Source organism: Hyalangium sp., assembly GCF_035629615.1.
GTDB lineage: Bacteria > Myxococcota > Myxococcia > Myxococcales > Myxococcaceae > Hyalangium.
This window is the reverse complement of record NZ_DASPHO010000194.1, coordinates 1-13,698: the sequence shown is the minus strand read 5'-3', so window position 1 is coordinate 13,698 and position 13,698 is coordinate 1. Positions and strand designations below refer to the sequence as shown.

Genomic DNA, 13,698 nt, shown 5'->3' with positions numbered 1-13,698 from the left:
CTCCTCGCCTGCCAGGGGAAGCTCGAGCGTGAACGTGGCGCCCTGTCCGGGCCCAGGGCTGGCGCAGGTGAGCCGGCCCTTCATCTCGGTGGCGGCCAGGGCGCTGATGTGCAGCCCGAAGCCATGGCCTGTCTTCTTGGTGGTGAAGCCCTGGGTGAAGATGCGCGACAGGTTCTCGGGAGCAATGCCCATGCCGTTGTCGGCCACCTCGATGAGCAACCTCGCTCCATCGCTGGAAGGCCGGACGCGGATGGCCAGGCGCTTGGCCTGCGTCTGGCTGTCCACCAGCGCATGGCGCGCATTGCTCAGCAGGTTGATGAGGATCTGCAGCAGCTTGTGCCGGTCGAGGGAGATGGGCACCACCGCGGCGTACTCGCGCTCGACGGCGATGCCCAGGCGCTCGAATGAGACGGCATGCAGGCGCAGGGCCTCGTCGATGAGCTGGGGCACCTGCAGCTCCTCGACGGCGCCACCGGTGCGGGCGTGCCGCTGCTGCATGCTGACGACGGACTTGATGTGCTCCACGCTCTCGGTCAGCGAGAGCACCTCCCGGCTCATGGCCTCGCGCTCCTCGACGAGGCTCTCCGAGAGGGCAATGAAGTAGCCGGAGAGCTTCTGGCCCTGGGGATCGCTGGAGAGGAAGGCGGCGAGATCCTGGGTGTGCTCGCGCAGCAGCTGGGCCGCCTTGGCCAGGCCGGAGACGCGGGACTTGCGCAGCAGGTCCGCCAGCATCGCCGTGGAGATGTTGACGGAGTTGAGGGTGTTGCCCACGTTGTGGAGCACGCCGGTGGCGATCTCGGCCATGCCGGCCTGGCGGGAGACGTCCACCAGGGTGCGGTGCATCTCTCCCAGCCGGGACTCCACCTCCTTGCGGGCCGAGACGTCGCGAGAGAAGACCGTGGCGCCGACGATCTGGCCTCCCTCGCCGGGAATGGGGCTGAGGCCGGTCTCGTAGGTGGTGCGCTTGTCGCCGACCAGGTATTCCTCCTCGAAGCGCACGGACTGGCCGCTGGCGACCTCTCCCAGCCGTTGGCTCCACAGCTCCTTGTTGGCGGGCGGGAGGGTGTTGAGGAGGGACTCCCCTGGGGCGAGCACCCGGCCGTAGTTCCGGGAGAGCAGCTGCTTCAGAGCGGAGTTGGCGGTGATCAGCCGCCCCTCCAGATCGAGCGAGCAGATCAGGTCTCCGGTGCTCTCGAAGAGGCTGATCAGCTTGCCTTCGCTCTCGCGCTTCTCCTTCAGCGTCCGCTCGAGCGAGAGCTGGACCTCGTCACGCGCGGCGCTGTGCAGCGCGCCCAGGCCCCAGGCCCCCAGGAAGGAGATGCTGCCGAAGAGGTAGAGCCCCCAGAACTGCGAGTCCTGCTCGAGCCCGCTCCCAGGACGGGTGAGGTAGAGAGGATAGGCGAACCCCATGACCGCGATGAGGAAGAGGGTGATGGGGAATCCCCAGCGTGGCCCCAGCAGGTACACAGAGAGTGCGGGCAGCAGCATCACCGCGGCATGCGTCCCTCCCAGGGGTATGCTCAGGGTGAAGATGGAGCCCACCAGCGCCAGGGTCAGGACGGCGCACAGGAGCAGCGCGGGCACTCGGATCGTGGCCGCTCTCCGCATGAGGACGAGCACTCCCGCATAGGCCGTCATCGCGCTGAGTCCGACCGCGAGGTCGCGCCCCTGGAGCCCGGCAGCGCTCAGCAGGGTCTGGACCTGGTAGCTCAGGACGAACAAGAACAGGAAGATCGTCGCGCCGACCGTCAGCCGGGCCCGGCTGAGATCCGAGGGCGAGGCCCGCCGCAGGGCCTGGGACAGGAACCGGTCCAGCTGCGTCAGGAGCCATCTCTGGGGAGGCCAGGGGCTCGCGCTGCGCGCCTCCAGCCCTGCTGCCTCGGGCGCTGACGGCTTCGTCTCGGTTGGGCTGGTACTCTTCATGTCCCCGGCCGTACTTGTGGGCTGGATACCCGCGGCAGGTCTGCCCCTGGATTGTGTTCAGAAGCTGACACTATCTTCAAAGGCGTCCTGTTGCAGCGCTGCTCAGCCGGGCCCTCACCTGCTCGCTGCGTGAACTCTTGAGTACCCCTGGGTCTGGGTGGGAATTCACCCAGGCGTTGACTGGGTGGCCTCCAAGGGCGCTGGAGGGAGCAGGACGCGGAAGGTGGCGCCCTGTCCGGGAGTGGAGTCCGCGGTGATGTCGCCGCCCAGGCCGAGGATGATGCCGTAGCAGACGCTCAGGCCCAGGCCGGTGCCCGAGCCCAGGCGCTTGGTGGTGAAGAAGGGCTCGAAGACGCGGGTGAGGTGCTCGGCGGTGATGCCCTTGCCGTTGTCCTGGATCTCGACGGCGACGCGGCCGTCCTCCTGGAGGCAGGTGGCCACGCGCAGGGTAGGAGAAGAGGAGGGCCCTTCCTTGAGGGCCTGGGCGGCGTTGGCCAGCAGGCCGAAGAAGACCTGCTGCAGCCCGTTCTCGCTGGCGAAGACGGGGGGGATGTTGTGGAAGTCTCGCGCCAGCTGGATGCCCTCGGGCAGCAGGTGGCGCGCCTCGCCCAGAGCCAGCTCGAGCACCTCGTGCACGTCCACGCGGGTGCGAGGCGTCTCGTCCAAGCGGCTGAAGAGCTTGATGTTCTGGATGATGCGGCGGATGCGGTCGGCCCCGTCAAAGGACTCTGCGCACACCTCACGCAGCTCCATCACGTCATGAGGGCTCAGGCGCCAGGTGTCCGCCTCGAGCTGTGAGCGCAGGTAGCTGAGGTTGGCCAGGATGAAGCTCAGGGGGTTGTTGATCTCATGAGCCAGGCCCGCCGAGAGTCTGCCGAGAGCCTCGAGGCGCTGTGACTGGATGAGGCGGGTGTTGGCGGCGGTGAGCTGCCGAGTGCGCTCCTCGACGGCGCGAGCCAGGTCCTCGAGATGGAGGCGGTTGGAGCGAAGCAGCTCCCACTTTTCGGTGAGAGCGAAGGCGAGCTGACGCACCTCGATGCCGTCGAAGGGCTTGCGAAGGATGAGCAGGCGCTGGGACAGTCCCAGCTTGAGCATCATCTCCTCCCAGGAGTAGTCGGCGTAGGCGGAGCAGATGACGACTTGAATATCAGGGTCCTCCTGCCAGAGGCGGGAGGTGGTCTCGACGCCGTCGATGCCAGGAGGCATGCGGATGTCGATGAAGGCCAGGGCGTAGGGCCTGCCCTGCTGGCGGGCGGAGCGGGCCATGTGCAGCGCGTCCTCTCCCTGGAACGCCGACTCCACCTCGAAAGAGAGCGCCAGGTCCTGCTTCTCGTGATGGCCGAAGAGGGTGGCCTCCATCGCATCCAGCGAGTCGTTGGCCGCGGGCGGACAGAGGATCTTGCGGAAGTCCTGGTGGATGGTGCGGTTGTCGTCGACCACCAGGATGCGGCGGTTGGGGGAAGCGGACGTGCTCAAGACCTGACCTCTCCGCCTGCCAAAGGAAGTTCGCGGGACCCGACAGCCGATTGTGGCCAGGAATCGGCAAGGACTTCCAACAGGAAGATGGGTCTTCCTGGAGGACCGTGCTGGTTTCCCCCCGGAAGGGCAGGTTCAGACGCCGAGGAGCTTGCGCTTCTTCAGCCCCTAGCCCAGCGCGGCCACCCGCAGCCCCGTCAGCGTCTTTCCCATCGGCCCACTCCTTGGACTGGCTCCGCTCATCCGGAAGCGCCGTGCTCACACTGTGTATGTCGCTGGGCCGCGAGAATGGGGGGAAGGGGGCCGGAAGGGCGAGGGGCTGCCGTCCTCCCAGGACACCATGCGATAGTCCGCCCCCCCAAGGAGGACCTCGCATGCCCCTGTTGCCCCCCTCGTGCTGGAAGAAGCTCCTGACTGTGGCCGCGCTGCCCGCGCTGCTGATGACCCCGCTCGGCTGCGCTTCCCAGGAGGCCGCCACGAAGGACGATGCGGCCCGGGCCGCTGAGGCCGCTCCCTCGGGCCCGGTGAAGTGGGGAATCGTCGTCCACGGAGGCTTGAGCGGCCCGGACAAGCTCCCCCCTGACCAGGATGCCGCGTACCGCGCGAAGCTCACCGAAGCCCTCCAAGCTGGCCACGCCCTCCTCGCTCGCGGCGGCACCAGCCTGGACGCCGTGAGCGTGGCCGTCCGCATCCTGGAGGACTCGCCCCTCTTCAACGCCGGCAAGGGCGCCGTCTTCAACCACACCCTGCAGAACGAGCTGGACGCCTCCATCATGGACGGCAAGACGCGCAAGGCGGGCGCCGTCGCGGGGCTCCACCACGTGAAGAACCCCATCGAGCTGGCGCGCAAGGTGATGGAGAAGTCCCCGCACGTGATGATGGTGGGGGATGGCGCGGAGGCCTTCGCCAAGGAGCAGGGCGTCGAGCTGGTGCCGGCCGAGTACTTTCGCACCGAGGAGAAGTGGCAGGAGATCCAGCAGATCCTCGAGGCGGAGAAGAAGGCAGGGCAGTCGGGCGTGTTCCCCGCCGCGGGGGACAAGAAGTACGGCACCGTGGGCGCCGTGGCGCTCGACCAGGCGGGAAACCTGGCGGCGGGCACCTCCACTGGCGGCATGGTGAACAAGCGCTACGGGCGCGTGGGGGACTCGCCCATCATCGGCGCGGGCACCTACGCGGACACGCGCTGTGGCGTCTCCTCCACCGGCCATGGCGAGTACTTCATCCGCTACACCGTGGCCCGGGACGTCTGCGCGCGCCTGGAGTACCAGGGCATTCCCCTGAAGAAGGCCGCCGACGCCGTCGTCATGGACGTGCTGGTGAAGGCCGGGGGAGTGGGGGGCGTCATCGCCATGGACGCGCAGGGCAACGTCGCCACCCCGTACAACTCCCCCGGCATGTTCCGAGGCTACATGGGCGGGGACGGCGTGGCCCGCGTGTCCTACCTCAGCGAATGAGGACCAGATCCCGCGTCTGGATGAGGTCCACGTCCCCGGCGAACTGGGAGAACGTCTCGTACTCCTTCGGCATGACGCGGGTGCGAGGCAGCCGCATCCCCTCGACGATGGTCAGCACGCTGCCCTCCTGCTTCTCCGAGCGCACATAGCGGCCGAAGCGGTTGTTCACCTTCAGGGAGGGCTGCGGATCCTGCAGCCGCCAGCCCTCCGGCAGCGTGAGCGTCACCTGGGTGTTGCTCGCCTCGGACTCGTCGATGAACAGCGGCGTGTGGCGGACGCTGAGCTGCACGTAGCGCCGGCCGAGCATGGCCGGGAAGGTGACGGACCCCAGCACCATCCGCTTGTCCTCCACCCGGGCGAAGTGCGGGACGTTGAACTCGTAGCGCAGGATGAACGGCGCGCCCACCTCATTCGCGTGATCGATCTTCACGCTCGTCAGGTCCGCGCCGCCAAAGTACCGCGTCACCGCGCCCTGGAGTGACTGCCTGCGGCTCTCGGCCGACAGGGCCTCGAAGTTGTCGGCGAGCTGCGCTCCCACGAAGTCGCTGTAGATCTCCTCGCCCTGGACCACGAGGTGCCCGTCCGGCTTCAGCTCCATCCGGAGCGACACCTGCTTGTTGGCCTTCTCCTCCAAGGGAGGCGTCGTCAGCTTCGCCATGGGCCGGCCGGGCTCGGGCAGCAGGTACACCGGGCGCTCGCCCAGGGCGTTCTCGGGCAGCCCGCCGAAGGGGGCATAGCGCACCGTGGTGTCCACCCAGAGGGGCTCCTCGCCCGGCACCTCCACCCGCAGTCCCGTGTAGGACAGCAGCAGCTGATCGTTGGGGAAGAGGTAGGTCGCGGGATCCGAGCTGAAGGTCTTCAGCGAGGCCAGCCGCGCGGGGATGCCGAGAATCTCCAGGGACGTCTTGAGCAGCATCAGCCGGCTGCCTCGGTCCTGCGCCAGCGTGGAGATCGCCGACTGCACCACCCCCACGTCCCGCCCGGGGATGCGCTTCATCACCGCCGCGTGCAGGGCCTTCACCGCCTCCAGCCCCGTCTTCCCCTCCGCCGCCTTCCGGGCGAACACCTCGATGTCCGCGCTCCGCTTGAAGCGCTCGTGGAAGGCGTCTCCGTACACCGCCGCCAGCTGATCGTTGCCCGTGATCCCCGAGCCCACGATGACAAAGGGCAGGTACTCGTTGGAGGACCACGGCGTCTCCGGCTCGGGGATGTACGGCGGCACCCGGCGCAGCTCGTGGCGGAAGATCTCCACGTCCCCCTTCGTCTCGGGAGGAGCCACCTTCAGCCCGTGCGCGTCCACTCGCATCCCCGTGCCCTTGGGCGCCACCACCGTGTACGTGGCCCAGTTGTTCGGCATGTTGGCGATCTGGAAGTAGAAGGGGGACGCGACGAAGCCCTTCTGGATGGGCCCGCGCCCCGACTCCGCGAGCAGGTACTCCACCTCCACGTAGTCCCCGACGTTGACGCCCGGCAGGCTGATGTTGTCCTTGCCCTCGATGTTCTCCGGCTCCAGCACCCGGCCGTCCGCCTTGATGGTGCGCAGCGCCAGCACCTGGGCGCCGGTGGGGATGGTCACCTCGGCAATGTCCTCGATGCCGTTCTGCTCCAGCGCCTTCTGGACGATGTGGATGCGGTTGACCACCGAGCCGTCCGGGAAGGCCAGCACGGCGGCCGCATCCAGCACGTACGTGGCGGCGGCGTTCTCCTCGCCCCGCGACTTCTCATAGGCCGCGATGGCCTCCTTGCCGTCGATGGCGTAGTCCTGCAGCAGCTCCTTGCCCGTCTTCGCGCGCTCCACGGCCCGGCGCAGGGACAGGTCGGCCCCCTCGAGGGCCAGCGCCTGCTCCCGCAGCGCGAGCGCCTCCGCCGGCGCCCCTGCGTACTCGCGCACGTCCGCCAGCCGCTTGTAGAGGAAGGCGCTGCGCGGCCACAGGCGGATCAGCTCCTTCAGCGTGGCCGTGGCCTCGTCATGGCGGCGCAGCGACACATAGAGGTTCGCCAGCGTGAGGCCGGTGCTCACGCCGCCCGGATCGCGCACGAGCAGCTCCGCGTAGTGCTTCGCGGCGGTGGCGGTGTCTCCCCGCTGGCGCGCGTGCTCGGCGGCGCGGGTCAGCGCACCCGGGCAGCCGGCGAAGTCCGAGACGAGCTGATCCATGAGGGCCGCCGCGTCCCGCCTCCGGGCCAGGCTGTAGCGCAGCGAGAGCGCGTCACAGTGCCGGGGCTGGGCCTTGAGGACCGCGGAGAGCGCCTCCTCGGCCTGCGCGTCCACCTCGAGCGCGATCGCCGCGCGGGCCCGCAGCATCTGCACGGGGACGCTCTCCGGGCCGGCGATCTCCAGGGCGGTCTTCAGCCCCTCCTGTGCGGCGGCGGCCTGGCTGTCACTGAGGGACAGCTCCGCGCGCAGCAGCAGCGCGGCCACGTCCCGCGGATCCTTCGCGAGCGCCGCCTCCAGGTCTCTCGTGGCCCGTCCGCGCGACACCTTGGTGGGCACGGAGCGATCCTGGGTGGCCACCGAAGCGCTCAGCATGAGCAGGGGGGCGGTGTTGGCCGTCTCCGGCGGCAGGCTCATCAGCAGCCGCCGGGTGCCGTCGGGATCCCGTCCGAACCCATCACTGGCCGCCAGGAAGGTGGCCAGCAGCGTGCCCGCCTCTTCCTCGAGCGCGGCCGCGAGATCGGCCGTGGCGGGGTAGAAGGGGGCCTCGACGAAGACGGGCGCCGCCGCATCCCAGGAGGGTGCGGGCCCCGTGGCAGCGGTGTAGCGCACGTCGGACGGGCGGCCGTCGACGCGGGGCAGGGTGAAGGAGATCGTCCCCGTGGCGCTCTCCTTGAGGAGCTTCACCACGAAGCGGTGCTTGCCCGGGGCCAGGCGCACGGGGCGGCCGCTGACGGTGGACTCGCCCTGGGCAAAGGCGCGGCGCTCGAAGAGGAGCGAGCCGTCCATCAGCACCTTGAAGGAGGACGAGGCGACGGTGCGCGCCAGGTAGACGCCGCCCTCGGACACCTCTGCGTCGAAGGCGAGGATGTAGACGTCGCTCTCGGGAGGCTCGCCCTCCAGCCGGTGCCGGCCATCCGGTGCTTCCAGGGTGCGCGGCGTGAGCGGGCCGTAGGGACCGGTGAAGGGGCCCGCAAGCGAGCCGTCCTTCTCCGGCGGCGTCGGCTCATCGAAGGCCAGCACGTGGAAGGGGGAGAAGGGGCCCACGAGCGTCGCCACACTGGCGGCTCCCACGTCTCTCACCGAGGAGGCCAGGCCCTCCCGGTCCCCGCGGACGAGGAAGACGGCCAGCTGGCAGCCACGCAGGAGCTGGGCGGCCTCGCCCGTTGCGCCCGCTTCGAGCGCCTTCCGGGCGCTCTTCGAGATGACCTCGTCCAGTTCCTGCGAGGTGCCCACCTGGTCCAGGATGTAGCGCGCCGCGGGCACGGCGAGCGGATGGGTGGGGGCGCGCGCCACCAGCTCCAGGGCCGCGGCAAGGGCCCGGTCCGTGGCGGCGAGGCGGCGGGCGAGCAGGTGCTGGCCCATGAGGGCGTAGGCGTCCCCTGGGTCCTTGGCGATCGCGGCATCGAAGCGGGCGCGGGCGGCCTCCGCGTTCCCCTGCATCAGGTACGTGTGGAAGCCGGCGAGCGCCAGCGTTCGAGCCTCGCCGCTTCCGGATTGAGCCCGCTCGGCAGCGGACTCCAGGACATCCGTGGCGGAAGGGGGGCGACGAGGGCAGCCGGTCAGGCCGACGACGAGTGCAAGCAGCGCGAGGAGGCCGCGGGAGGTGCGCATAGGGCCCGAGGGATAATTCAATCTCAGGGGCGGGGCTACATCTGCATGAAGGAGGTGTCCACCGGGGGGGTGGCTACCTCGGCTTCTTGCCTCCCTTGGAAGGCGCCGGAGGCTTGGCGGGGGGCTTCTTGACGGGAGGAGGGGCCTTGACGGGCGGCTTGGTGACAGCGGGGGGCCGGGGTGCCTCCGCCACGGTCGTGGTGGGAGAGGGGGCCGGGGCCGGCTTGACGGTGTAGCTGAAGCCCTCCACGCGGCAGGTTCCCTCGATGCAACCCACGGCGGAGCGGGGCAGCTCGCCAAACTGCTTCTGCCAGTCCCGGCCGATGACGAGCGGCTCGAAGATGACGCGCCGGTCCTTGCCGGTGCCGATGAAGGCCTTGAGCATGCCCTCGGCGTCCACCTCCAGCTCCAGGTGGGTGAGGCCTGGGGGCGAGGCCTGCCCCAGCATGGTGCCGCGGCGCTCTCCGAGCGCCCACTCCAGCGCCAGCGGCGCGCCGGAGCCTTCCTGGACGAGCGCCACAAAGCGCCCCGTGGAGCCCACGAGCATGAGCGCCACCCGGGGATCCGGCGGCGGCCCATAGAGCAGGCCGCGCAAGCGCACGGTGGACGTGAGCGGGGGACCGTCCGCGAGCACGTCCGCCTTGAGCAGGGCGATGTCCCCCTCCATGTCCACCACGTCCGCCACGGCCCGGCCCACGCGGGACTGGCCCGTCACGGCGGGGAACACCAGCGCCTTGCCCTCGGTGTCCACAGGCCGGCCCGCGACGAGGAAGGAGACCTGGTCCGGCCCCTCGCCCACCTCGAGGGTGCGGCGATCGTTCTGCTTCGCCAACCGCCCGGCGAATGTCCGTACCGAGTCCGCCCCGAGCTCACTGTTGATCGCGGTGCCCGGCATCACCGGCGAGCGCTTCTGCCCGCTGCGCAGCCACGCCACCGTGAGCACCGCCAGGGCCGCCAGCACCAGCAGCACGGCCACCCCCTGCGCGGCGACGCGCACCACGCGCCGCAGCTCCACCTTCACGCGCTGCACGGTGGTGAGCGGCTTGGGTGGCTGGGAGGTGAGGATGGGCGCCAGCGGCTCCAGATCCGCCATCAGCTCGGCCACCGTGGGGTAGCGCTCCTCGGGATCCGGCTTCAGGCAGCGCGCGACGATGGCGTCCAGCCGCGGATCGATGCCCGGCTTGGCCTGCGAGGGCGGATCGAACGTGCCCAGCGGCACCTCGCCCGTGAGCAGCTCATAGAGGATGACGCCCAGCGAGAAGATGTCCGCGCGCTTGTCGGCGTTCTTGGCATCCACTCGCTGCTCGGGCGCCATGTACGACAGCGTGCCCATGGAGACGTGGGTGCTGGTGAGGTTGAAGCGCGAGTTGGCGTCATCCAGGAAGGAGGCCAGCCCGAAGTCCGTCACCTTGGCGAGGCCACCGGCCTGCTGATCGAAGAGGATGTTCTCCGGCTTGAGGTCGCGGTGGATGACGCCGCGGTTGTGCGCGTAGTCCACGGCCCGGCAGATCTCCATCATCATCCGCAGGGCTTCTTTGGGCGTCAGCAGCGGCGAGCGCACCTGCTCGCGCAGCGAGGGCCCCTCCACGAACTCCATCACCAGGTAGTAGGTGGCGTCCGACTTCCCCTTGTCGACAATGGAGACGACGTTGGGGTGGGAGAGGGCAGCCAGCGCCGCGGCCTCCTTCTCGAAGCGCGCGACGAAGGCGGGGTCCTTGGCGAGCTCCGGGTTGAGCAGCTTCACCGCGACGGTGCGGCCCAGCGAGAGCTGGGTGGCCCTGTGCACCTCGCCCATGCCACCCATGCCGACGAGGTTCTCGAGGCGGTAGCCGTTGATGACGGTGTCGGCAGTCGGGCGCCGGCTGATGGCAGTGGTATCCAGAAGTGACATGGTAGCGGAGGGCACAGGCTAGCAGACCTTGGGGCGTGACAAACCCCCGGGGGCTGGGCCCTCCTCCCTTCCGTCCTACCTGGAATGCGGCTCAGCGGAAATGGCTCAGCGGGTCGCGCTGAGGAGCATCATCTCGGCCAGCTGCGTGCGCGTCTGGGACAGCGAGGAGCGCATCTGCTTGTGGCGCAGCGCCGTGCCGAGCCCGCCTGCCAGGGACTTGAGCAGGGTGGTCTCCGCGGCGGTCCACACGCGGGCCTGGCGGCAGTCGTCCATGCCGATGAAGCCCCACTTCTCCTTGCCCTGCTGGATGGGGACCAGCAGCAGCGACTGGGTCTTGAGCTCGGTGAGCACCAGCTTCACCCGCGGGGGCGCGTCGCTCGCCAGGCTGGAGACCAGCTGGCCAGCCGCCAGCATGTCTGCCCAGAGCGGGGCCATCTCGCGGATGGAGATCTGCCGCATCGTCGCGGACTCGAGCACGGACAGCACGCCCGGAGCGCTCCACCCGTAGCGCGCGTCCGCCAGCAGCCGTCCGCGGATGGGGAACGGCTGGTTCTCGTACAGGTAGAGGCGGTCCACTCCCAAGGAGGGGCCCAGCTGGGCCAGCGCCGCCGTGACGTGCTTGGCCTCGAAGCCCGTCTCCATCAAGAGCTTGGTGGCCTCGGAAATCTTCTTGAAGATTTCGATCATCGGGGGCTCCTGGGAGAGACGTGACTGGCAGGCATGTACAGGAAAATTACTTATCCTGCACTGACAGATTAAGCCTGTTTTTGCCGGGCCTGTCAAATATCGATTTGGCTGTATTCGGGGTGGGGGCGTGTAAGGCGAAGCTGCGACTGGGCCGGAGAGGTGGGGTGGGACGAAGATGGCTTTGGAGATGGCTCGGGAGAGGGTTCGGAAGATGGCTCGGGTGACGCTCCTCTCTCTGGCTGCGCGCAACCTGCTGCGGAACCGCCGGCGGACCGCCATCGCGCTGGCGGCGTTGGTGGTGGGCGTGGGGGGCATGGTGGTGCTGCGGGGCCTGGTGAACGGGCAGCAGCGGATCATCCTGGAGAACATCGTCCTGGGGCAGCTGGGCGCGGTGCAGGTGCACCATGAGGGGTACCTGGCCCTGGTGCAGGGCTCGCCGCTATCGCTGGACATGGAGGACTCGGAGGCGCTTCGGCAGCGGATCGCCGGGGTGCCGGGAGTGGTGGGCGTGTCGCCGCGCCTGGCCTTCGGGGGCATGTTGTCCATGCCGGAGCCGGAGGGCGCGGAGGAGCGTGAGCCTCGGACGACGTTCCTCCAGGTGCTGGCGTTTGATCCGGCGCTGGAGCCGCGGGTGACGCCCAAGCGGATGGAGTGGGTGGGCGAGGGGAGGTTCCTCTCGGAAGCCGGGGCGCCGGAGCTGATGCTCAACGCAGATCTGGCTCGCAGCCTGGGGGCGCGGGTGATGGGTGGGGAGGCGCTGCCGCAGGAGCAGTGGCCGGCGTTGCTCGCGGCGGATCGGGATGGGGCGCTGAACGGCGAGAGCGTGCGCATCTCCGGCACGCTGGTGTCGGCGTCGCCGGGAGACAGGCGGGTGGGGTACGTGCCGCTGGCCACGGCCCAGCGCGTGCTGCGCATGGAGGGCCGTGTCACCGAGTACGCGGTGTCAGTGGAGCCCTTGGAGGACGCCCGGCGGGTGCGGGATGCGCTGCGGGCCTCGCTCGGCCCGGGCTACGAGGTGCACACCTGGGAGGACGTGTTCCCCTTCATCGCTCAGCTGCTCGGGCAGCAGGACTTCCTCTTCGGAATCCTGAGCACGGTGTTCCTGCTGGCGGTGCTGCTGGGGATCGTCAATGTGATGTTGATGAGCGTGCTGGAGCGGGTGCGGGAGATCGGCACCATGCTGGCGGTGGGGATGCGGCGGCGGAGCATCGTCCTGCTCTTCCTGCTGGAGGGGTGGGTGCTGGGGCTGGTGGGCGGGGTGCTGGGGGCGCTGGTGGGCGGGGCGGTGACGTTCTGGCTGCACCAGCAGGGGATCCTGCTGCCGTCTCCGGGCGCGAACGTGGACAGCATCATCCGGCCCTTTGTCTCGCTCTCGTACCTGGGGCGCTCGGTGGTGATGGCGGCGGTGGGGGCGGGGCTGGCGGCGCTGTGGCCGGCGTGGCGTGCTTCTCGGCTGCGGCCGGTGGAGGCGCTGGCCAGCACATGAGCTCCTTCCCCGGGATGGCCGTGCGCAACGTGGCGCGCAACCGGCGCCGCAGCCTCGTGACGCTCTCCGCGGTGCTGCTGGGGGTGACGGCGGTGCTGGTCTCGCGCGGGATCATGGACGGCTTCCTGCGGTTGATGGTGGATGACGTGGTGAAGGGCCGCACGGGCGCGCTGCAGATCCACCCCACGGGGTACATGGCCAGCGTGGAGGCGCTGCCGCTCGAGCCGAGCCTTCTGTACGACGAGGCGCTGGTGGCCCGCATCGAGGCGGTGCCCGGGGTGGCCGGGGTGTCGGGGCGGCTGACGTTCTCGGGGCTGGTGAGCAACGGCGTGGCGCAGACGACATTCGTGGGGCGCGGGCTGGATCCGGCGCGGGAGCCGCGGGCGGTGCCTCGCTTTGGCTTCGAGGTGCGCGCGGGAGGCCGGGTGCTGGCGCCGGGGGACTACGCGCAGGCACTGCTGGGCAGCGAGCTGGCGCGCTCGTTCCGGGCGGTGCCGTCCAGCCAGAAGGGGGAGGGGACGGTGGATCGGGTGACGCTGGCCGCCTCGAGTCCGAAGGGACGGGCCAACTCGATGGATGTGGCGGTGGAGGGGCTGACCGAGTCGACGCTCCCGTTCGAGAACAAGCGGGTGGTGACGGTGCCGCTGAGGCTCGCGCAGGCGCTGTTGGGGATGGAGGGCCGGGTGACGGAGCTGGTGGTGGCGGTGGAGGAGCTGGGCGAGGTGGAGGAGGTCGCGCAGCAGCTGCGTGCGGTACTGGGGCCGGCCTACGAGGTGCACACCTGGCAGGAGCTGCAGCCCTTCGTGCGTGACGTCATCCGCCGGCAGAAGTTCATCCTGGCGATCATCTCCTCCATCCTCTTCGTCATCATCCTGACGGGCATCATCAACACCATGTTGATGAGCGTGTTCGAGCGGGTGCGGGAGATCGGCACCATGCTGGCGGTGGGAGTCCGGCGGTGGCAAGTGCGGGGGCTCTTCCTGTGGGAGGCGGCGGTGCTCGGGGTGATGGGCGG

8 protein-coding genes are annotated in these 13,698 nt (G+C 69.6%); 3 read left to right on the top strand and 5 right to left on the bottom strand.

Going from position 1 to position 13,698, the window contains the following annotated elements; all coding sequences use genetic code 11:
* Both VD972_RS09945 and VD972_RS09940 read right to left on the bottom strand, forming a co-directional pair.
* On the bottom strand, positions 1-1,923 hold a 1,923-nt coding region (locus tag VD972_RS09945; protein ID WP_324984434.1), incomplete at its 3' end, for an ATP-binding protein.
* A 165-nt stretch (positions 1,924-2,088) separates the two neighbouring features.
* On the bottom strand, positions 2,089-3,399 hold the full coding sequence (locus VD972_RS09940) for a hybrid sensor histidine kinase/response regulator (RefSeq protein WP_324984431.1): 1,311 nt from the start codon (positions 3,397-3,399) through the stop codon (positions 2,089-2,091).
* A gap of 374 nt (positions 3,400-3,773) precedes the next feature.
* On the opposite strand from VD972_RS09940, the gene VD972_RS09935 reads away from it, so the two are divergent.
* On the top strand, positions 3,774-4,853 hold the full coding sequence (locus tag VD972_RS09935; protein WP_324984429.1) for an isoaspartyl peptidase/L-asparaginase: 1,080 nt from the start codon (positions 3,774-3,776) through the stop codon (positions 4,851-4,853).
* Here VD972_RS09935 and VD972_RS09930 read toward each other — a convergent pair.
* From VD972_RS09930 to VD972_RS09920, 3 genes are all read right to left on the bottom strand, one after another.
* Positions 4,843-8,619: a hypothetical protein gene (locus VD972_RS09930; RefSeq protein ID WP_324984426.1), complete on the bottom strand. Its 3,777-nt coding sequence runs from the start codon at positions 8,617-8,619 to the stop codon at positions 4,843-4,845. The genes VD972_RS09935 and VD972_RS09930 overlap by 11 nt on opposite strands.
* Positions 8,620-8,692: 73 nt before the next feature.
* Positions 8,693-10,510, bottom strand: coding sequence for a serine/threonine-protein kinase (locus tag VD972_RS09925; RefSeq protein WP_324984423.1), 1,818 nt, complete (start codon positions 10,508-10,510; stop codon positions 8,693-8,695).
* Between the two features lie 105 nt (positions 10,511-10,615).
* Entirely contained in the window at positions 10,616-11,197 is a 582-nt protein-coding gene (locus VD972_RS09920) for a GAF domain-containing protein (RefSeq protein WP_324984419.1), read from the bottom strand.
* A 220-nt stretch (positions 11,198-11,417) separates the two neighbouring features.
* Here VD972_RS09920 and VD972_RS09915 point away from each other — a divergent pair, with 220 nt between their 5' ends.
* Entirely contained in the window at positions 11,418-12,683 is a 1,266-nt protein-coding gene (locus VD972_RS09915) for an ABC transporter permease (RefSeq protein WP_324984416.1), read from the top strand.
* Positions 12,680-13,698 (top strand): ABC transporter permease (locus VD972_RS09910; protein ID WP_324984413.1); only part of this gene is annotated, 1,019 nt, incomplete at its 3' end. The genes VD972_RS09915 and VD972_RS09910, both read left to right, overlap by 4 nt.